General features: G+C 70.5%; 12 protein-coding genes. 8 read left to right on the plus strand and 4 right to left on the minus strand.

What is annotated here, in order from left to right; genetic code table 11:
• Window positions 1-215 precede the first annotated feature (215 nt).
• The gene (locus tag AC5677_RS39715) at window positions 216-842 is read left to right on the plus strand and encodes a GntR family transcriptional regulator (RefSeq protein ID WP_497196927.1); all 627 of its coding nucleotides are present in this window, start codon (window positions 216-218) and stop codon (window positions 840-842) included.
• Window positions 843-1152: 310 nt separating this feature from the next.
• Here the strand turns inward: AC5677_RS39715 and AC5677_RS39720 are convergent, their stop codons facing one another.
• The 3 genes from AC5677_RS39720 to AC5677_RS39730 all read right to left on the minus strand — a co-directional run bounded on the left by AC5677_RS39720 (window position 1153) and on the right by AC5677_RS39730 (window position 4781).
• Window positions 1153-1812, minus strand: coding sequence for an NADPH-dependent FMN reductase (locus tag AC5677_RS39720; protein WP_497192702.1), 660 nt, complete (start codon window positions 1810-1812; stop codon window positions 1153-1155).
• Window positions 1813-2068: 256 nt separating this feature from the next.
• Window positions 2069-3073, minus strand: a complete 1005-nt coding sequence (locus AC5677_RS39725) for a YdcF family protein (RefSeq protein ID WP_497192703.1) — start codon at window positions 3071-3073, stop codon at window positions 2069-2071.
• A gap of 61 nt (window positions 3074-3134) precedes the next feature.
• Window positions 3135-4781 carry an APC family permease gene (locus AC5677_RS39730; protein ID WP_497192704.1) on the minus strand — a complete coding sequence of 549 codons (1647 nt, stop codon included), beginning with the start codon at window positions 4779-4781 and terminating at the stop codon, window positions 3135-3137.
• Between the two features lie 344 nt (window positions 4782-5125).
• On the opposite strand from AC5677_RS39730, the gene AC5677_RS39735 reads away from it, so the two are divergent.
• Complete coding sequence (locus AC5677_RS39735; protein WP_497192705.1) at window positions 5126-8521, plus strand: DUF4132 domain-containing protein; 3396 nt, start codon at window positions 5126-5128, stop codon at window positions 8519-8521.
• A gap of 169 nt (window positions 8522-8690) precedes the next feature.
• On the opposite strand, the gene AC5677_RS39740 is transcribed toward AC5677_RS39735, so the two are convergent.
• On the minus strand, window positions 8691-9374 hold the full coding sequence (locus tag AC5677_RS39740) for a hypothetical protein (protein WP_497192706.1): 684 nt from the start codon (window positions 9372-9374) through the stop codon (window positions 8691-8693).
• Window positions 9375-9712: 338 nt separating this feature from the next.
• On the opposite strand from AC5677_RS39740, the gene AC5677_RS39745 reads away from it, so the two are divergent.
• The 6 genes from AC5677_RS39745 to AC5677_RS39770 all read left to right on the plus strand — a co-directional run bounded on the left by AC5677_RS39745 (window position 9713) and on the right by AC5677_RS39770 (window position 21751).
• Window positions 9713-10585, plus strand: coding sequence for a polysaccharide deacetylase family protein (locus AC5677_RS39745; RefSeq protein WP_497192707.1), 873 nt, complete (start codon window positions 9713-9715; stop codon window positions 10583-10585).
• Between the two features lie 152 nt (window positions 10586-10737).
• Window positions 10738-11421, plus strand: coding sequence for a hypothetical protein (locus AC5677_RS39750; protein ID WP_497192708.1), 684 nt, complete (start codon window positions 10738-10740; stop codon window positions 11419-11421).
• Between the two features lie 211 nt (window positions 11422-11632).
• Window positions 11633-11953 (plus strand): hypothetical protein, encoded by a 321-nt coding sequence (locus tag AC5677_RS39755; RefSeq protein WP_497192709.1) that lies wholly within the window; start codon window positions 11633-11635, stop codon window positions 11951-11953.
• Between the two features lie 281 nt (window positions 11954-12234).
• Complete coding sequence (locus AC5677_RS39760; protein ID WP_497196928.1) at window positions 12235-13206, plus strand: ATP-binding cassette domain-containing protein; 972 nt, start codon at window positions 12235-12237, stop codon at window positions 13204-13206.
• Window positions 13203-14024 (plus strand): ABC transporter permease, encoded by an 822-nt coding sequence (locus AC5677_RS39765; protein WP_497192710.1) that lies wholly within the window; start codon window positions 13203-13205, stop codon window positions 14022-14024. The genes AC5677_RS39760 and AC5677_RS39765 overlap by 4 nt, the downstream gene beginning before the upstream one ends.
• 452 nt (window positions 14025-14476) lie before the next feature.
• Window positions 14477-21751 carry an amino acid adenylation domain-containing protein gene (locus AC5677_RS39770; protein WP_497192711.1) on the plus strand — a complete coding sequence of 2425 codons (7275 nt, stop codon included), beginning with the start codon at window positions 14477-14479 and terminating at the stop codon, window positions 21749-21751.

A 21751-nucleotide genomic window follows, 5' to 3' on the forward strand; every position in this document is an offset into this window, starting at 1 on the left:
ATGCACTCGTATGCAGACGTCGCGGCGGATGACCCGCCGTGAGGGGTACCGCTCTGTGCACTGCGCTGCGCGCCGCAGGTGCACCACCTGGTGCGGCAGGGAAATCGGCCGACGACAACGGCCAGGGGAAACGGCCGGGACAACGGCGGGGAAAACAGCGGGGAGCGGTGGGAATCGCAATGGAAAAAACGATGGACAAAGCCATGGGAAAAACGATGCAGTCGGGGCGGGAGAAGGCGTACGCCTATCTCAAGGACATCATCCTCACCGATCCTGAGATGCAGGACCGCTTCCTCTCCGAACAGGATCTCGCCGACCGTATCGGTATCTCCCGCACCCCGATCCGGGAAGCCCTGCTCCTGCTCGCCGCCGAGGACTTGGTACGGCTGGTTCCCAAGCGCGGCGCGCATATCGCTCCGCTGTCCGGGCGCGACATCGGCGAACTGATGGAAATGCGCGGTCTGATCGAACGGTTCGCCGCCGAGCGTACGACTGCCCAAGGTGCGGCCCCGGTCTCGGCGATGGCCGCGCTCCTCGCCCACCAGGAGGCGCTGCGCGGCGAGGAGACCACCAAGGAATTCCTCGATGCCGGGCACCGCTTCCACGCCGCCCTCGTCGATGCCGTCGGCAGCACCCTGATGAGCCGTCAGTACGACGCACTGCGCAGCCGTCAGATCCGGGCCGGTGCCATCGCGCCGTACCGGTCGGGCAGGCGTAAGGAGGAGGTCCTGGCCGAACACCGGCAGATCCTCGAGCACCTTGAGGCCGGCGATGTCGTCGCGGCCTGCACGGCGATCGACCGGCACATTCAGGCGACCCAGCGCATCCTGCTGTCCGCCTAGCAAGGACCGGTCCGCCGGCTCCGGCGAGGGCCATCCCTTCGCTGCGTCCACCGTTCACCCCTGCCGGGCACCGCTCTGCTGAAGGGCGGCGGCGACATCCGTCACGACGGAGCCTCGATTGCCGGAGAGCCGGATGCGGGCGCCGTCGGGAGAGACCGCGACGTCGTTGTCGGACGGCTTGCCCGCCGCGACGGTGCGGACGGCGCTTGGGAACAGCCCTCACCGGGCGCGCCGGTACTCCGGTTTCCGCAGCACGTCGCCGGGGTCCCCCCGAGGCACGAGAGGGTCGGACGAGCGCAGCGGACCCGGGTCAGTCCTCCGCCCGTTGCGTCACGGAGGACTCGGTTCGGTCACCCAGGAACTCGTACCAGCGGCGCTGCAGACAGACGTAGCGGGCGTCGGCTTCGACAAGGCTCAGAAACGCCGTCACGGTCTCCCGCAGGCGCTGCTGCAGCCCGGCATCGGTCAACTGCCCGTCCTCGGTGAAGCCCTGGTGGGCCGAGGCGAGGCTGAACATGTCGGGGTAGACGCGGGTACCGAGGTGCTCCAGCGGAACTCTCAGCGCCCACAGCCCCCGGTTGCCGCCCACCATGGAGGGGGAGGCGGAGAGCAGCAGTGCATGCTTGGTCTTGAACGGCTGGGGCCGCACGCGGGATACCCAGTCGATGGCGTTCTTCACCACTCCCGGTACGGAGGCGTTGTACTCGGGGGAGGAGAGAACAAAGGCGTCGCACCGTTCGAGCCGGTCGCGCAGGGCGAGCGCGCCGTCCGGAACGCCGTGCGCGGCCTCCCTGTCACCGTCGTACAGCGGCATATCGAAATCCCGCATCGTGGCCAGATCGACGTCCGCGCCGGCGTCGGTCATCATGCTGCCCGCCAGCGATGCCAGGCGGACATTGGTCGACCCGGACCGCGCCGACGCGCCGAGGACCAATACGCGCAACGGGCCGATGTGGGCATCTGTGGGCATGGTGACGTCCTTCCGGTACAGGAACGCCCGCTGGGCAAAGGGGGCATGAGGGCGGGCGTCGCGGCGCAACGGTTCTCACCGCACAGAATATCGGCGGCATTGCGGCATATTCGGTACGAACCGCGCGCCGTACCCCTACCGGATCTCGATCCCGGTCCCGTTCCAGAGCCCGATTCCCGTCCCGGTCCCGATCCCATCCCGATCCCGATCCCGGTCCCGATCCCGCGCCGTGCTTGACCACCGGCCCAGGGCATCGTCAGCCGATCCACCAAATGAGGACGCCCCCCAGCACCAGCAGAAGGCAGATTCCGAGATTGACCACCTTGTGCTGAAAGAACACCGCCGCGAACTCGCGGATCGTGGCGCTGGGCCAGAAATAGGCGGCAGTGGGAGAGCCGACGACCTGACCGTTGACGCCGGCCTTTCGCGCCATCAATGCCGCGCGAAAGGCGTGGTAGTTGTTGGTGACGACGACGCAGCGGTAGTCCGGCTTCGCGCTTTCCATGATCGTCCTGCTGAAGCGCAGATTCTCCTCGGTGGTACGGGAGCGGTCCTCACGCTCGATCCGGTCCGCCGGAAAGCCGCGTTCGATGAGGTAGTCGGCCATCGCGTGGGACTCCGGGAGCTTCTCGTCCGGTCCCTGTCCGCCGGAGGTCAGCAGCACGGGCGTACCGCCGCGGGCGGCGAGCCGTTCGTACACCGCGCGCCCGCGCTCCAGCCGGCTGGCCAGCAGCGGTGGCACTTTGGAGCCGCCGATGAGGCCGGATCCCAGTACGACCACATAGTCGGCGTCCCGGCGGACCCGCAAGCGCCCGTACAGGAAGGCGTAACTCACGAAGCACAGGAAGAGGAACGAGACATAGCCGACCAGCCCGGTGGCGGTGACGGCGACCACGAGCAGTGTGTGCGAGTGCAGGGTGAGCGCCGTGATCAGCAAGGCGATGAGGCCGAGGATGCCGAGCCCGGCGAGCAGCGACAGCAGATTGGCGGGGCGTCTGCCTTCCTTGCGCACCATTTTCACGCCGTTGGAGATCAAGAAGCAGGCGAGGACGACGGTCCCCAGCGCCGGCAGCACCAGCAGTGCCAGGAGCACCAGCTTCCCCAGGAGCGAGTCGGCCCGCCCGAGCCTGCCGACCAGCGCGAGCAGCGCGAACGTGACGGCGAGCCCCAGATGGATGGCGTTGCCGAAGCGACGTCGGTCGCGCAGCACGCCGACGCCGAAAAGAAAGGAGAAGAGCACCGCAGGGGCGAAGGCCAACATGCCTACATGTTAGGCAAATTCACCGTGGTCGGATTCCGCTTTCGCGGACCGGCGACAGCGGTCAGCCGCCGGTCACCACCTCCACGGACCCGATGTACTCCCGGGTCTCCTCGTCCGGAAGCCGTACGAGCTGCGCCCAGAAATAGATCACCAGGCTGAACGCGGCGATGATCGCGATGTCCCACCACAGCGGAATGGCGTCCGTCGCACCGCAGGACGCCGTGGTGGCCGGGCCCGTACTGCAGAAGCCGCCCTGCCAGGAGATCAGGCCCATGCCCAACAGGTACACCGGCAGCCACTGCGCGGACTTCCAGTTGGGATGCGGCACCTTCGGGTTGAGCTTGAGCAGCGCCGAGCCGCCCAGCAGCAGATAGCCGAGCACGATCGCCACGCCGAGCCGCCACAGGGTGTCCCAGCCGGCCCAGTAGATGATCAGATTCGACACGATGAACGCCACCGGTGCCCAGAACATCCCGCCGGGCAGCCGATACGGACGCGGCCGGTCCGGATCCTGTTTGCGCAGACACCCGAACGCGAGCGGGGCACCCGCGTACATCAGCACACTCGCCGAGGTGACGAAGCCGACCAGCTTCTGCCAGGTGGGGAACGGCAGAAAGACGATGAGCCCGATGACGAAGGCGAAGAGCATCCCGAACCACGGCACGCCGCGCCGGGTGGTCCGCTCGAAGACCGACGGTACATATCCGTTGCGGGACAGGCCGTACGAGACCCGGGACGTGGCCGTCACATAGATCAGGCCGGTGCCGGACGGCGAGATGACCGCGTCGACATAGAGCAGCGTCGCCAGCCAGCCGAGCCCGATCGCCGCGGCCAGACCCGCGAACGGGCCCGCCTTGCCGGCGAATGACAGATTGGCCCACCCGTGCGCAAAGGCGCTGTGCGGCAGCGCCCCGATGAAGACCACCTGCAGCGCCACATAAATGAGCACACCGAGGAAAATCGAGCCGATCACCGCGCGCGGGATGTCCCGGGCCGGATTCCGGCTCTCGCCGGCCAGTTGGTCGGCCTGTTCGAAGCCGAGGAATGCGAAGATGATGCCGCTGGTGCTCGTTGCGGAGAGCACTCCCTTGGCGCCGAACGGGGCAAAGCCCTGATAGCCGAAGTTGCTGCCGTGAAATGCGGTCGCGGCCAGCACAATGATGGTGAGGACGGGCACGAAAACCTTCCACCAGGTGGCCACGCTATTGGTGTGTGCGAGCCATCTGATGCCGAAGAAGTTCACGACGACGAAGAACGCCATGAAGGCGACGGCCAGAGCGTATCCACCGGCGGTCAGATGGTTCTTGGAAGTCTGTACCCAGGGGGCGTGCACGCTGAGGTAGTCCAGCGACGCCATCACCTCGATCGGCGCCACGGTGACCGCCTGCAGCCAGGAGAACCAGCCGAACGACGCGCCGGCCGCGCTGCCGAACGCGTAGTGCGGGAAACGCGCGGTGCCGCCCGCGACCGGATACATGGCCCCCAGCTCGGCGTGCACAAAGGCCAGGATGACAATGGCGACGGCCCCGATCGCCCAGGAGACGAGGGCCGCCGTACCGGCCGCCTGCGCAGCGAACAGCGCGCCGAACAGCCACCCCGATCCGATGATCGAGCCTTCCGACGTCCAGATCAGGCCGATCAGCCCGATGTCGCGCTTCAGGCCCGGATTCGTGGGCGCGGCCGGAACGGCGGACTTCTTCAATTCCATGGAGCGTGCCCTCGTTCTGATGCGGATGAGGCGCAATGCGTAATGCGTGTTGCGCGGTATCGCGAGTTTCGCGCCACCACTCTAGAAAAATCGCCCGGAAAACAGCCGCGCCGCGCCGGGGATATCCACGGCGCGCACCGCACCCCGACCGGGAATTCGGACCGTGCCCCGGCCTCCGTTCGCGGCCGGCGGCACGGGCCGGTTCCGGCTCCGCCTCGTTGAGCGCCCGTTGGGGAACCCAACTCAGGCGAGGCCACAGCCTCTTGATGTCAGACCCTCCCCCTACCGTGTCGTACACGCGCAGGTACATCCGCATAGCCCCGCACACGCACCGAGCAGGAGACATGGCGTTGACCATCCCGCACATCCCGCACCCCTCGACGGCGGGGACCACGCTCCCCGACGAGAACACCTTCACGGTCCCCGAGGCATGGCTGCCCCATGTCCACCCATGGCGCGGCGGGCCCGGCGCACCGGTCAGCGGGATCGACGACGGCGCGGCCGACGCGGTGCGGAGATGGGTGAAGGAGCGGCTGTACTGGACGGAGACGGCGACCGGCCTGCCGGAGTTGCTCGAAGCGGCGCAGGCGCAGCTGCGCGGTGCGGCGAGCCCGCTCGGCGCGGCGGTGGTCACGGCCATCGTCACGGCGGACCTGCCGTCGGAAGAGTGGAAACGGCTCGGGATATTCGCCGACGCCTGGGTCGCGGAACACGGCCTCGTGTTCGCGGCCGCCGCCACCGCCGAACTCGCCGGAATCTTTGTTGAGGTGCAGACAACGGGGCGCAAGGCGCGCGCCCTTCGCTACCGGTGCGACGAGGACCAGCAGTGGGACGCCTGGGTCGCGGGCGGACGGATCGCCGGGCGGATACGCGCGCTGCTCGCGGTGGCCGATGAGCGGACCTACCAAGAAGCCGTCGATGAGCTGGCGCACCGCCGTGGCGATCAGTTCCAGCGAGCGGTCACGGGCTATCTTGTGCCGACCCAGGTGCAGTGGGTGGACGAGGTGTGCGCCGCCCAATCGCCCGCGCGGCAGGACGGATATGCCGTGACAGTGCTGCGCTCGCTGAGTTCGGCGGAGCAGCTGAGCCTGTTCCGTGCCCAGGACGAGCGGTGGTGGCATCTCGGTGGGCTGGACACCCTCTACACCGCGATGGCGGGCATCGGTCCGGACATCGCCCCGGTGGTGGCGGATCTACTGGACGGGGCGGTCCGCGACAGGCTGATCAGCAAGGACGTCTACGCCGCGCTCGCCTCGCTGCCCACCGATGAGGCCTTCGAGCTGCTGCTGGCGCGGCTCGACCGGCCGTTCGCCCACGCCGCCGTGATCGAGGCCATGGAGCGCTGTCCCGTTCGCGCGCTGCGGCTCCTGGCAGCCGCAGCCTCGGGCGAGGCGTCCGAGATCTCCGGGTACGCCGGTGCCCTACTGCGCCGACATGTGATGGCCAATCCGGAACTGACAGCGGCCGTGTCCGCCACCCTCTCCGCCGCGGCGAAGGCCGGGATCGAGCTGGTGACCCAGGCACCGCAGAGCACACCGGAGACGCGGGATGCGCGGGGGAGGGGCTGGATCGACGACGCGCCGGCGGAGGCCCTGCCGCGGCTGCTGGTCGAGCCGCCGTGGACGCGGCCGCGCCCGAAAACGAAGGCCGCGGTCGTCAAGGGCCTGGTGGCGCCCGCCGAGCCGGCCATCGTCTGGGCCGCCGGGGAGCGCGAGGAATGGGCCGGGACGCGGGCTTCCTATCAGGAGTGGGACGACAGCACGGACTGGCAGCAGGCCCTCGACGACTTCCGGAACGGGAAACTGCGCACCCCCGAACAGCCGGGCCTCTTCCTGGACGGGCCCGAGGAACTGATGCGCCCTCTGCTGGCGGCCTGGAAGCCGGAGCCGGTGTGGGAGGGGCGGTGGATGAAGCCGCTCGTGGCCCGGTTCGGGGTCGATGCGCTCCCTGCCGTGCTGGAGCTCGTCCGCTGCGATTCGGCCACCCTCGGGCCCTTGCTGCTGCCGTTCGCCGGCGCCGAGGTGGCGGCGCAGATGGCCGACTGGCTGGTGACGCGCAAGAGGGTACGTCCGGTGGTGCACGCCTGGTTCCGTCGCCATGCCGATGCCGCCGCCCGCGCCCTCGTCCCCGTGGCGCTCGGCAAGGCCGGCAAGGCCCGAGGCCGGGCCGAGGCGGGGCTTCGGCTCATCGCCTCCCAGGGCCCTGCCGAAACGGTCCGCGACGCCGCCCGCGGATACGGCGACAAGGCCGCGGCCGCCATGGACGCATTCCTGGCCCGCGACCCCCTGGACGCGGTACCGGCCCATATCCCCGACGACTTCCACCTTCTGGATGTCCATCTGCTCCCGCGGATCCTGCTGCGCGACCGCCGGCGGGCCCTTCCCCCAGCCGCCACCCGCCACCTCGTCACCATGCTGGCGATATCCAAGCCCGGCGAGCCCTACGCGGGCATCGAGGTGGTCAAGGAGCTCTGCGATCCCGCGTCGCTGGCCGCATTCGGCTGGGGGCTCTTCCAACAGGAGACCTCATACGAGTCACGAGTGGCAGCTGACGACTGGACCCTCACCGCGCTCGGCTGGCTCGGCGACGACGAGACGGTCCGCCGGCTGACGCCTCTCATCCGCTCCTGGCCGGGTGACGGCGGCCACGCCACCGCCGTCGCCGGGCTGGAGGTGCTCGCCGCCATCGGGACGGATACCGCCCTGACCCATCTGAACGGGATCGCCCAGAAGTCGAAGTACCAGGGCATCAAGAAGAAAGCGGGCGAGAAAATGACCGAGCTCGCACACGAACTCGGCCTGAACGCAGATGAGTTGGCCGACCGCCTCGTCCCCGACCTCGACCTCGGCGAGGCCGGCAGCACGACCCTCGACTACGGCCACCGCCGCTTCACCGTCGGCTTCGACGAGCGCCTCACCCCGTATGTGGCCGACGAGACCGGCAAGCGCCTCAAGGCCCTGCCCAAGCCCGGCGTCCGCGACGACCAGGAGCTCGCCCCGGCCGCCCATAAACGCTTCGCCGCCCTGAAGAAGGACCTGCGGACCGTGGCCGACGAGCAGATCCGCCGCCTGGAGCGGGCCATGGTCACCCAACGCCGTTGGAGCACGGCCGACTTCCGGGAACTGATCGTCGGCCATCCGCTGCTCTGGCACATAGCCCGCCGCCTGGTCTGGGTGAGCGACGACGGCCGCTCCTTCCGCCTGGCCGAGGACCGCACCCTCGCCGACGTCCACGACGACACCCTCACCCTCGACGCCCCGGCCCGCGTCGGCATCGGCCACCCCCTCCACCTGGCCGGCACCCTCGACGCCTGGACGGAGATCTTCGCCGACTACGAGATCCTCCAGCCGTTCGACCAGCTGCGCCGCCCGGCCCACACGCTCACCGACGACGAACGCACCGCGCACGAACTACGGCGCTTCGCCGACATCACCGTGCCCATCGGCAAGCTGCTGGGCATGGAACGACGCGGCTGGGAACGCGGCACCGCGGAGGACAACGGCATTCAATCCTGGATCTCCCGGCTCGTCCCCGGCAACCGCACGGTCGTGATCGGCCTCGATCCAGGCATCGTGGTCGGTCAGCCCTCCTACTGGCCGGAACAGCGGATCGACCGGGTCCACCTCCACGACGGCACCGAGCTCGGCTGGCGCCGCGCGGCCCGCGAGCTGCCCTTCGGCGACCTCGATCCCGTCACCGCGTCCGAAATCCTCACCGACCTGGAGCAGCTGACGGACTGAGCCAGGGATGCGGGCCGCCCGGGGGAGGGGAGCACTGCTCCTGCCCGGGCGGCGAGGGCGGCATTCCGCATCTGCATGCCGTCGCCCGGGTTGAGCGTGCGTTCGAACGGATGCCCCTGACCAGTAGGCGGCTGCGGGCGGGAACGGCGAGTGCGGCCTGGTGCCCGGCTCAGTACCGGTGGCCGGGCCAGTGCGGGTCCTCCCAGCGGTCGGGGCCGGAGAGGCCGAGCAGCCGTATTCGATGCAGCAGTTCCCCGGATACGCCGTGGGCGCGGAGCCGGTCAGGGGCATGGCGGACCAGCCAGGCGGTCAGCTCGGCGCGCATCGCTTCCTCGTCGGCCCCGGTGTCCCAGGGCAGCCGGTCTCCGAGCAGCGCGGACTCCCAGCGCTCCGCCGCTTCGGCCAAGTGGCTGTCGGCCGTGCGGCCGCTCTGTGCTTCCCAGGCGCTCAGCCAGGGGCTCAGCGTCGCAGAGGCCTCACCGCTCAGGACGAGGACCTCGTACGCGGGAACGGCGGGCGCCGGGTCGGTGAGCGTATGGGCCCACCAGGCGTGGAGGAATTCCTCGACCGCAGCCGCCTGCTCGGTGGGCCACCGCTGCCACCCGCCCCGGGCGAACGAACGCCCGGCCTCCTGCATGCCGAAGAGCGGCTCGACGCGGCCGCCGACGAGGGCCGTGGCGAACTGGGGCAGGATCCGGCGCAGTACGGAGGCGTGGTCACTCCAGTCGGTGGCCTGCCAGGTGCGCCGCAGGAGGTCGGGGTCCAGGTCCGTGTCGGGCACCTTGAGCTGCGCCAGGTCTTCCGCGCTGCCCCAGTGGCATGCGCAGTTGTATTCGTCGGGACGGGCGGTCATCCCGCCGAAGGTGGCTGCCAGCGTGCTCAGGGCCGTGTCGAGGCGAGAGCGTGCCGGGTGCGGGTCGAGGTACACAGGGTGTTCGCCTTCAAGGACTCCGGGAGCTCGGAGCCCGAAGATTGCCACCCTACCGGGCCGGCATTCCGGGCGGCCGCGAGGAGGGCTACCGGGCCGGACTCCTCCCCGATCTGCATGTGACCGGGCTCACAACGCGCCACGTTGACCTTCTCATCAATGTGAAGGTTCGAGCATGTCCCTCAAGCAAGGAAGCCGACAGCAACCGGCAACCACTGGCGGCAACCGGCAACCGGTACCCAGCAAACACGAGGTGAGCTTCGATGGACAACCAGCTCTTCGACTACAGCCCGATCGTCGAGCGCGAGCCCCTTCAGTGGCCGGGAGGCGCCCGAGTCGCCTTCTACGTCGGACTGAACGTCGAGCACTATCAGGTCGACCGTCCCTCGACGAGCATCTTTCCGGGCACCGCTGACCTGGCGCCCGACCCCTTGAACTACGGCTGGCGCGACTACGGGCCCCGGGTGGGAATCTGGCGGCTGATCGAGAGCCTGGACCGGCACGGGATACGCGCCAGCGTGATGCTCAACTCCGATGTCGCCGAGCGCTACCCGCAGATCATCCAAGCCGGTCGGGACCGGAACTGGGCGTGGGCCGCCCACGGCAAGAACAACTCCATCTTCCAGGCCGACATGACCCCCGAGGAGGAACGCGCCTACCTGGCCGACGTGATCGGCACGATCGAGCGGGCCACCGGCCGTCGTCCGCGCGGCTGGCTGGGGCCGGCGCTCACCGAGACCTTCCGCACGCCGGAGCTGCTCGCCGAACTCGGTCTGAGCTATGTGATGGACTGGTCCAACGATGACCAGCCCTACCGGCTGAACGTGCCCGGGATGTTGAGCGTGCCGTATTCCATCGAGGTCAACGACATCAGCCTGTTCGTCGGTAAGAGCCTGAGCGGACCGGACTTCGTCCAGATCGTCAAGGACCAGTTGGACCAGCTCTTTGCGGACTCGGCGGAGAGCGGGCGGGTGATGTCGTTGGTGCTGCACCCGTTCGTCATCAACCAGCCGTTCCGGCACAAGTACCTGGACCAGGCGCTCGAATACATCGCGAACCACCCCGGCGTGTGGCTGACGACCAGCGACGAGATTGCCGAGCACTACGCCAAAGCCGCCGCCCGGGACTCGTCATGACGGCATCACTCACAGCGGCATAACCGCCCGACCGCCCGACCGCCCGACCGCGACTCCATAACGCCGTCTCCGGCCGCCCTCTTCGGATCTGAGTATGAGGACTGAGTAGGAATGCTCAGGGCGGCGGGAGGCGGCGTAAGGATGCTGGGGGCATGACATCGCCCCTCGCCGGCCCGCCGCCTTCCCCGCCCAGCTCCGCCGAACCGGCCGGGTCCCCGCCCCAGTCCCCGCTGCCGGCCGCGCAACGGGGGAGCCGCCGAGCGCTGGTGGTCGGCATCATCGCCGTATTCGTCCTGTTGGCCGCCGGCGGGGCCGCCACCGTGTGGTGGCTGGCGCGGGGCGGGGACAAGGCGGACTCCCCGATGGCGGGCCGCCCGCGGGTGACGGACGCGAGGGCCGGACTCACCTACGCGATCCCCGCGGGCTGGGCGAACCGGAAGGGCGACCTGATCGCGGCCTTCACCTCGTCGATCGCCGCGAAGCGCGCCCATGGAGAGGAAGGGGGCGCCGTCGTTCTCGCCGGCCGGGCCCGGCCGCTGCCGCAGTCCGCTCTGAAGCGACAAACCGAGATCGCGGCCCGTTCGAACGCGGAGTTCTTCTACCCGGACCAATCCGTCGGACTTGAGGAGTCCCGAGCCACGAAGGTGAGCGGCCGCCCCGCGCACACGGTCGTGCTGAAGGTGCACGACGCAAAAGGCGGCACGGGTCATCTGCGCCTGACGCTGATCGCCGCGGACGACCGCCATGCGGCCTTCCTCCTCGGCATCGCTCAGCCCGCCGGGGCAGCCGAGCGTAACGAGGTCGACGCGGTACTGGAAAGCGCCACGTTGAAGTAACGGGCGACCCCCGCTGTTCGGCCAACAGGCCCTTGCGCAGGCGCGACCGCTGAATCCGCATCGAGGGCGCCGGTGACGCCCCCGACGCACGACGAGAAGGACACGACGCCGTCTTGTCATGGGCAACGCGCCGACCCCACAGTTGCCTTACGCCACGCATTCCGTGCGGGCGGAGGGAACGGGGGCTCAAGTGCATGGCAAACAGAGGGTGATGGTGTCGGCCGCTGCGGCGGGGGTGGCGATGGTCGTGCTGGCGGGGTGCGGCGGCATCGACGGAAAGATCGGGGACTACGACGCGGTCACGGTCTGGCCGTCGGCCGACCCCCGGGGCCAGCAGCCGGTCACGGATCTGACCACGCTCACGCCGGTAACGGTTGAGTGCTACACGCCGGGGCAAGTGGATGCGACCGGCTTCGGCTACGGCGCGACGTACAAGATCTCCTATGACGGCGGATCCGGCTATATCGACGACAGTACGTCGATCATGAGCGATGGTGGCGAGGTGTCCCCCAGCCAGGTGCCCAAGTGCTAGGTCGTGCCGGTCGTGCCCGGAAAGCGGTGGGGCGTTGGGCTTTGCTCGCTCCGTAGCGAATGAGCCGTCCGGTACGAGATCGCCGCCGGGTCGTCAACGGCATCTGGGGGAGGCCGTCCACCCGTGCGGCCGGGCGGAGCTTGTCCGTAGTTAATCAAGTTTGACCAGTGGGGCGGACCAGGCTACCTTCGCGGGCAAGTAGTCAAAGTTGACTACAATTTCGGGGAGGAGATGTCGTGACCGACCGCGATCCCGCGAGCGGCGCCGAAGACGCCATTGTTGTGGCCGGGCTGCGCAAGGCCTATGGAGCCAAAGCGGCCCTGGACGGACTCGATCTGGCCGTCGCGCACGGGACCGTGCATGCGGTCCTCGGTCCCAACGGCGCCGGCAAGACCACCCTCGTGCGCATCCTGTCCACGCTCCTGCGGTACGACGGCGGCCGGGTCGAGGTGGCCGGCTGTGACGTGCTGCGGAAGCCGGACGAGGTGCGGCGGCGGATCGGGCTGCTGGGTCAGCACGCCGCCGTCGACGAAGAGCTCAGTGGGCGGCAGAACCTGGAGATGTTCGGCCGGCTGTTCCATCTGGGCGTGCGCCGGGCGGGCGAACGTGCGGACGAGCTGCTGGTGCGGTTCGGGCTGGCCGACACCGGGCGGAAGGCGGTGGGCAAGTACAGCGGCGGAATGCGGCGGCGGCTCGATCTCGCGGCGAGCCTGGTGATGTCGCCGCGGGTTCTCTTCCTGGACGAGCCGACGACGGGTCTCGACCCGCGCGGCCGTACGGAGGTGTGGGACGCGGTGCGGTCGCTGGTCGACGGCGGTACGACGGTGCTGCTGACGACGCAGTATCTGGAGGAGGCGGACCAGTTGGCGGACCGCATCTCGGTGGTGGACGGCGGCCGGGTGGTCGCGGACGGTACGCCGGAGGAGCTGAAGGGGGCGATCGGCCGGGACCGGCTGGTCGTGGTGGTGCGAGACAGCGCTCAACTGCAAGCCGCGGCTGGGATGTTGGAGTCTCTGCCCGCGGTGGTGGCGGGCGGTGGCGCGATGGCGGTGGCCGCGGACGAGCGACGGCTGAGCGTGCCGGTCGCGGACCGGATGGCCGCACTGACGGAGGCCGTGAAGGCGCTGGACGGGGCCGGGATCGAGGCGGCGGACATCGCGGTGCGGCGGCCGACGCTGGACGAGGTGTTCTTGCGGCTGACCGCCCGGGACGGCGAGGGCCGGGCGGCGGACAAGGAAGGGGCGGCCGCATGAGCGGTGTGGTGACGGGTGATGCGGCAATGGGCCGGGTGGTGTGGGCGCTGGCCGATTCCTGGACGATGACGCGGCGGGGGCTGGCGCACTGGGCCCGCAAGCCGGGGCAGGTCGTGGTCAACCTGGCCTTCCCGGTGATGCTGCTGGTGATGTTCGTGTACTTCCTGGGCGGCGCGATGGCCGTGCCGGGCAGTGGCGACTACAAGGCGCATCTGATCCCCGGAATGCTGGCGCTGACCATGGCGTTCGGGCTGGAGGGGACGATGATCGCGGTCACCCAGGACCTCGGCAAGGGCGTCATCGACAGGTTCCGCTCGATGCCGATGGCCTCGTCCGCGGTGCTGGTGGGCCGGAGCGTGCTGGACATGCTCCAGTCGGTGCTGAGCCTCCTGGTGATGATCGGCGTCGGGCTGGCGATGGGCTGGCGCTGGGCCGGCGGGATCGATGGAGCCCTGGGGGCGGTGGGGCTGCTGCTTCTGCTGCGGTTCGCGATGCTGTGGCTCGGGATCTATCTGGGGCTGCTGGCCGGCAAACCGGAGATGGTGCAGGCCGTGCAGATCCTCATCTGGCCGATCGGTTTTCTCTCCAATGTGTTCGTCCCCGCCGAGTCGATGCCGGGCTGGCTGGGCGCCGTCGCGGAGTGGAATCCGATGTCGGCGACGGCGAGCGCGGTACGTGAGTTGTTCACCAACCGGCAGGTGATGGGCGGCAGTTGGGCTGCCCGGCATGCGGACCTGCTGGCGCTGGGGTGGCCGCTGGTGCTGGTGGCGGTGTTCCTTCCGCTGGCCGTGTGGCGGTACCGGCGGATGGGGCGCTGAGCGGCCGAAGGGGCCGGGGTGGCCGCGGGTTCGCGGTGCCCCGGCCGTGCCCGGCCGTGCGGGCGCGCACGTGGAGGATCGCCGTCCAGGGGCTCAGGCGCAACGAAGCCCTGGCCGTCCGCCATGGCAGACGCGCCCGCCACTACCAAGCCCTGGTCGCCATCGCCTGCCGCCCCAAGCGATGTCCCCCATGGATTCGGACAACTTCCGGCCCGTGCGGCGGGCGCGTAAAGAAGGCCTCTCGCTCCGGCTTGCGGGAGGGTTCTCTCCGGTGGTTGGTCGAGCCGCCGGATCTGATATGTGCGCCTGAGGGACGCTCGCGGTCCTTGGCGTGATTTCGTCTCCCTTTGCCCTGCTGTCACCCAGGTCTGCCACGGTCCTACTTGCGAGTAGGCATGATGTTGATCATGAAGACGACCGCGGCTGCCGGATCAGCCTTACGTGGAGCGCAGGTGCCGACGCAGGGGCAGGGGAACGAACACATCCGGAGTCCGCTGACGGCATATCAGCGGGATATCTGGGCCGCCGGTTCCCAGGCTCCGGAATCGCCGCAGTTCAACTGTGTCCTGCACGAGCGTCTGCGCGGCCGCGTCGACCGCGACACGCTCGCCGCACGCATCGAGAGCGCGCTGCACCGCCATGAGACCTTCCGGCTGCGGTTCGGCGAGCACGCGGGGACGCCCTTCCAGTGGGTGGCGAGCGAGGGCATCACGGTCCGCAGGGTCGACCTCGCCGGGGAGCTCGCACCGGACGTCGCGTGTGCCGAGTGGATGCAGCGCTCCATGGCGACGGCGCTGCCGCTCACGGACGGTGGCACGCTGGTCGAGGCCACGCTGCTGCTGGAGAGCCCGGACGTCACGCATCTGCACATCAAGGCGCACCACATCGTCGCCGACGGCTGGACCGTCAACCGGCTGAGCCACGAGATCCTCGAGGACTACGCGCGGGCCACCGGTGCCGGCCACGAGCGCACCGGCCTTCCCGAGCCTTCCTCCTACCTCGCCATCGTCGAGGAGGAAGCCGCCTACCGCGCCGGTGCGGAAGGCGAGAGCGACCGCGCTTTCCACCGGGAAGCCCTCGCAGGTGTGGCGCCGGCGCTCTTCCCGCGTACGGCGGGCGGGAGCGACCGCGGCCGCCACGCGTTCGTCGTCGAGGGCCGCCTCGTCGACCGGGTCCGCGCCGCCGGCCTCTCACCGTTCGGGTATCTGGCCGCCATGTTCGGTACCTGGCTGACGCGGCTGCACCGCAGCGAGGAGGCGGTACTCGGCATTCCCTTCGGCAACCGGCCGGAGGATCACCACAAGGAAATCCTCGGTCAGTTCGCCAACACCCTGCCGCTGCGGGTCGCGGCACACGGCGGGCGGACGGTGCGGGAACTGGTCGCCGAGACCCAGGAGGCGATCGGTGCGCTCCGGCGCCACGAACGGCTCGCGCTGGGCGACGTCCTGCGCGCACTGCCCACGCCGACCGAGGCCTCCCGACAGCTCTTCGACGTGACGGTCTCCTACCTGCGCCGGCCGCGGCCGGCGCCGATACCAGGAGTCGAACGGCAGACGGCCATGATGGCCCGCTCGCACGAACAGGACGCCCTGGGCGTCATGGTGTGCGCCTTCGACGACACGGCCGACATCCGCATTGACCTGGACTACGCCCTCGACGTCTTCGACGAGGACCTGCCCATCGCCTCGGTCGCCGGCCACCTCAGCACGCTGATCGAGCACGGCGTGGACCACCTGGACCGGCCCGTATCGGCCGTCCCGATGCTGAAGCCCGCCGAATATGAGGACCTCACCGCGGTGCGCTGCCACGGTCCGAAGGTGCCCTACGCGGACGAGGCCACGCTGCACGGCCTGTTCGAGGAGCAGGCCGCCCGCCGCCCCCGGCAGACCGCGGTCATCGGCGCCACGGGAGAGACCCTGACCTACGCCGAACTGGACGAGCAGGCCAACCGGGTCGCCCGTGCCCTGCGCGACGAGGGCGTCGGACCGGACGACCGGGTCGCGGTGATGATGGAGCGGGGACCGCAGCTGCTGGTGGCGCTGCTGGGCACGCTGAAGGCCGGGGGCGCCTACGTACCGGTGGACCGCGGATACCCGTCCGAACGCGTGCGGCTCCTGCTGGCGGACAGCCGCGCCAAGGTGGTGATCGTGGACGGCGACGGCCCCACCACCGGGGTGGCCGAGGGGACGAAGGTGCGCCATGTCGAGGAGCTGCTGAGCGGCAGCGGCGCCCCGCTCCCACCGCTCGCCGGCCCACGCGATCTGGCCTATGTCATCTACACCTCCGGCTCGACCGGCCGGCCCAAAGGCGTGATGGTGGAGCACCACAGCGTCGTCAACCGCCTGGCATGGATGCAGCGCCGCTACCCGCTCGGCGACGGCGACGTCCTGCTGCAGAAGACGCCGGTCTCGTTCGACGTCTCGGTGTGGGAGCTGTTCTGGTGGGCCGTCGAGGGCGCCGCGGTGGCCCTGCTGCCGCCCGGCGGCCAGCGGGATCCCCGGCAGATCCTGCAGAGCATCCACGAACAGCGGGTCGGCGCCGTGCACTTCGTGCCCTCGATGCTCGGCCCGTTCCTCGACCTGCTCCAGGAATTACCCGGGGCCTGCGCACGCTTACGCTCCCTGCGCTACGTCTTCTGCAGCGGCGAGGCCCTGCCGCCGGAGCGGGTCGAGCAGTTCAACCGCATCTTCGGGACATCCGGCGCGGAGTCACCGGTACGGCTGGTGAACCTGTACGGACCGACCGAGGCCACGGTCGATGTCTCCTCCTACGACTGTCCGGGCGATCCGGCCCGCAGCGTCGCGCGGGTACCGATCGGGCGGCCGATCGACAACACCCGGCTGTACGTCCTGGGCCCCGACGAGCTGCCCCAGCCGGCGGGCGTCGCGGGCGAGTTGTGCATAGGCGGCGCCGGTGTCGCCCGAGGCTATCTGGACCGCCCGGAACTGACCGCCGAGAAGTTCGTCCCCGACCCGTTCGTACCGGGCGGCCGCCTCTACCGCACCGGCGACCTCGCACGATGGCTGGCGGACGGCACCCTGGAGTACCTCGGCCGGATCGACGGCCAGGTCAAGATCCGGGGCAACCGCGTGGAGCCGGGCGAGGTGACGGGCGCCCTGCGCGCCCTTCCCGGCGTCCGCGACGCCCTCGTCGTCGACCACACCACCGCCGCGCGCGGTACCCACCTCACCGGCTACTACGTCGCCGACACCGCCCTCGACACCGCCCCCGCCCCCGCGCGGCTGCGCGAGCTGCTCGCCCGGACGCTGCCCGCGTTCATGGTCCCGGCCCACCTCATACGGATCGACGCCATTCCGCTGACCCCCAACGGAAAGGCCGACCGCCGTGCGCTGCCCCCGCCCGGGGACGCCGCGGAACCCGCCGGCCGTCAGCCGCGCAACCGCACCGAGGCCACCCTGGCCGAGATCTGGGCCAGGGTGCTGGACCGCGAGACCGTCGGCGTCCACGACGACTACTTCACGCTCGGCGGCGACTCCATCCTCATGCTCAAGGTGCGCGCCGAGGCCGAGGCGCGGGGCCTGCGGTTCTCCCTCACCGACCTCCTCCGCAACCCGACGGTGGCGGGGCTGGCCACCTGCGTCGAGACGCTGAGCGCGCCCGGCAGCGAAGGCGCCCCCGCCCCCTTCGCCCTCGTCCCCGGCGTGGACCGGGCCCGTCTGGAAGGCGCCGAGGACGCCTGGCCGCTCACCCGGCTCCAGCTCGGCCTGCTCTACCACAGCCGCAGACACGAGACCTCCGCCACGTACAAGGACGTCTTCCGCTACACCCTCGAACTCCCCTGGGACGAGGACGCGTTCCGCCGGTCGTACGAGAGGCTGGTGGCACGCCATCCGGTTCTGCGCTCCGCGTTCGACCTGGCGGGCTGCTCCGAGCCGTTGCAGATCGTCCGCCCGCAGGCGTCCGGTGGCCTGGACATCGTCGATCTGCGCCCGCTCGACGCCGACGCGGCCGAAGCCGAGGTCCGCGCGCACATCGAGGCGCGCCGCCGCCACGCCTACGCCGTCGAACGGGCGCCGCTGTACCTCTTCCGGGCACACGTCCGCCCCGACGCCGTCGACCTGGTCCTCAGCTTCCACCACGCACTCCTCGACGGCGGCAGCGTCGCGAATCTCCTCCAGGAACTCCTCCAGGACTACGCGCACGGCCTGGGACTGGGGATCGGCCCCGTCGACGACACGGTCTCGCCCTCGGCGGCGACCTGCGTACAGGAGGAGCGGGCCGCCCTGGCCTCCGCGCAGACGCGTCGGTACTGGAAGGAGAAGCTGGCCGGCTGCGAACCCCCGGAGATCGAGGCGTTCCGGGCACACCTGCCCGGCACCGGCCAGGAGCCGGCGGCGCACCTGTGCGACCTGCCCGATGAACTGGTCGCCCAGATACGGCAGTTCGCCGCCGAGCACCACCTGCCCGTCAAGTCCGTGCTGTTCGCGGCGCACTGCCTGACGCTGGCGATATTCGCCGGGTTCGCCGGGCGGGCCGGGACCGATGGGCGGGCCGGCACCCACGACGTGACGACCGGACTGATCACCCACGGACGGCCCGAGCTGGCCCACGCGGAACGTACCGCCGGGCTCTTCCTGAACACGGTGCCCCTGCGTCTCGACATCGCACAGCCCACCTGGCTGGACGTGGCCCGCGAGGCCCTCCGGCAGGAACGGGACGGCCACCCCCACCGCCGCTACCCGCTGAGCGCCATCCAGGAGGACCACGGCGGCCCCGTCCTGGACACCGCCTTCAACTATGTCCACTTCCACCAGCTGTCCGGGGTCCTCCGCCTGCCGGGCGTGCGGCTGCGCTCCTTCCGCACCTGGGAGGAGACCGACTTCCGGCTCCTGGTCAACGCGGTCACCGAACCCGACGGCGGACGCCTCTGGCTGCGCATCGACGGCGACGGCGACGGATTCTCCGCCGACCAGGCCCGCCTCTTCGCCGACGGGTACCGAAAGATCCTGCGCAGGATGGTGACGGACCCGTATGCGGAGCCCGACGTCTCCTTCCTCGCCGACCGCCCGGTCCTCGCCCGGCCCACGCCCCACCCCACCGTCGTCGAACGCTTCACCCGGCAGGCCACCCGCACCCCGGACGCGACGGCCCTCGTGCAGGGGGAGGAGCGGTGGAGCTACGCACGGCTGGACGGGACGGCCGACCGGGTGGCCCGGCGGCTGTGCGCGCTCGGCGCCCCGCCCCTGGCCCGCATCGGGATCGCCATGGACCGCTCACCGCACACCATCGCCGTGATCCTGGGCGTTCTGCGCGCCGGCTGCGCCGTACTACCGCTGGATGTCGGCTACCCCGCCCAGCGGCTCGCCGCGATGCTGGAGGTGGCCCGGCCGTTCCGCGTCATCGCCCACGCCCCCCATGCCCACCTCGTCGGCGACCCCTCGCTGCTGTTGCCCGCCGAGTCGGTGACCGAGCCGACCGGCGGCCCGTACGCGGATCCGCCGGCCGAGATCCCCGCCGACAGCACCGCCTACGTCCTGTTCACCTCCGGCTCCACCGGCCGGCCCAAGGGCGTGGCCATGCCGCACCGCGCCCTCGCCGGCCTCGTCGCCTGGCAGACCCGCGCCCTCAGCGGCGCCCCGGGCGGCGCCACCCTCCAGTACGCGCCGCTGAGCTTCGACGTCTCCTTCCAGGAGATCTTCTCCACGCTGTGCTCCGGCGGCACGCTGCACCTGGTGGGCGACGCCGAGCGGCGCGATATGCCGGAGCTGCTGCGGCTGATCGACCGCGCGGGCATCGAGCGGATCTTCCTCCCCTACGTCGCTCTCCAGCAACTGGCAGAGACCGCGCAGGCGTTGGACATCACCCCTCGTACCCTCCGGGTGCTGATCTCCGCCGGCGAGCAGCTGCGCATCACCCGGGAGATCCGCAGGCTGTGCGCCGCGCTCCCGGGCGCCGTCCTGGAGAACCAGTACGGGCCGACGGAGACCCATGTCGCCACCGCCTTCACCATGACCGGGGACCCGGCCGCGTTCCCCACACTGCCCCCGATCGGACGCCCCATAGACGGTGCCGAGGCCTATGTGCTGGACGACCGGCTGCGCCCGGTGCCCGCCGGCGCGCGCGGCACCATCCACCTCGGCGGCGGCTGCCTGGCCGACGGCTACGAAGGCCGCCCCGACCTCACCAAGGAACGCTTCGTCCCGCATCCCTTCACGGACGAGGACCGGATGCTCTACGACACCGGGGACCTCGGCGTGGTGCTGCCCGACGGCACGATCGCGTACGCCGGCCGGGCGGACCGGCAGGTCAAGGTGCGCGGCTTCCGCGTCGAACCGGCCGAGGTGGAACTGGCCGTCACCGATCTCGCCGGGGAGTACCCGGGCCTGCGCGACGCCGCGGTCGTGGCCCGGCAGCACGAGGGCGGCGATTGCCTCCTCGCCGCCTTCCTCGTCGGCGAAGGCAGCGCCGCGGACCTGACCGGCATCCGCGAGCGGCTGCGCACCGTCCTGCCCGGCCATATGGTGCCTTCCCACCCGCAATGGGTGACGCACCTGCCGCTGACCCCCAGCGGAAAGCGGGACGACGCCGCCCTGCGCCGGACCCCGCTCGCGCCCACCGCCGAAGCCACCGGGGCCGGGCCGCGCGACGCCTACGAACGCGCGCTGTCCGAGATGCTGGCCGACCTGCTGCAACTGCCCACCGTCGGCCCGGCCGACAGCCTCTTCGACCTGGGCGGCACCTCACTCACCGCGATGCGGCTGGTGGTGCGGATCGAGCAGCGCTACGGCCTGCACATCCCGCTGTCGGAGTTCATCGCGGCCCCCACCGTGGCCGGGCTCTCGGCGCGGCTGCGCGCGGGCGGCGCGGTCGCCGCGTACGACCCCCTGGTCCCGATCCGCCCCGAGGGCACCCGCCGGCCGCTGTTCATGGTCCACCCGATGGGCGGCAACGTGCTGTGCTACGTGCGCTTCGCCCGGCACCTCCCGGACGATCAGCCGCTCTACGCGCTCCAGGCGGCCGGGGCGGACCCCGGCACCGCACCGCTGCGCACCGTCGAGGAGATCGCGGACAGCTACCTCGCCGCGCTGCGGAAGGTGCAGCCGCACGGCCCGTACACCATCGGCGGGTGGTCCTTCGGTGGCTTCGTCGCCTTCGAGATGGCCCGCCGGCTGCGCGCCGCGGGAGAGGACGTGGCCCACCTGGTGCTCCTGGACACCACCGCGCTGAGCCAGGGGCGGCGCCACCGTCATGACGACGATGCGCTGCTGGGGTGGTTCTTCTGGGAACTGCTCTGGCTGGAGCGCGGCGGCGACTCCCCGCTGGAGGCCGTACCGGCCGAACTGACCTCGTTGGAGGAGAAGTTCGACTTCATCGCCCGCCTCGCGACCGAAGCGGGCGTACTGCCGGCCGGCAGTACCGGGGCCGTCATACGCCGGCTCTTCCGCGTCTATCGGGCGAACTGGCACGCGGCACTGGACTACCGGCCCGGGGCCGAGAGCGAGACCGGGGCCGGAGCCCAGGGGCTGACCCTGCTCCGCGCCAGGGAGCCCCTGCCGGACGTCCTCGCCGCGATGCACGGCGCGGCCGGAAGCCGCCACGCCGACCCGGCCAACGGCTGGCGCGAGATCACCGACGGCCCCCTCCAGGTCATCGGCGTCCCCGGTGACCACCTCACGATCATGGAAGAACCGCACGTGGAGCACGTGGCGAAGACCGTCGCGGACCTGATCGCCGCCGCCCCCGCCGGATCCCGCAAGGAGAACTGA

Source organism: Streptomyces sp. JLSY215 (genome assembly GCF_059682825.1).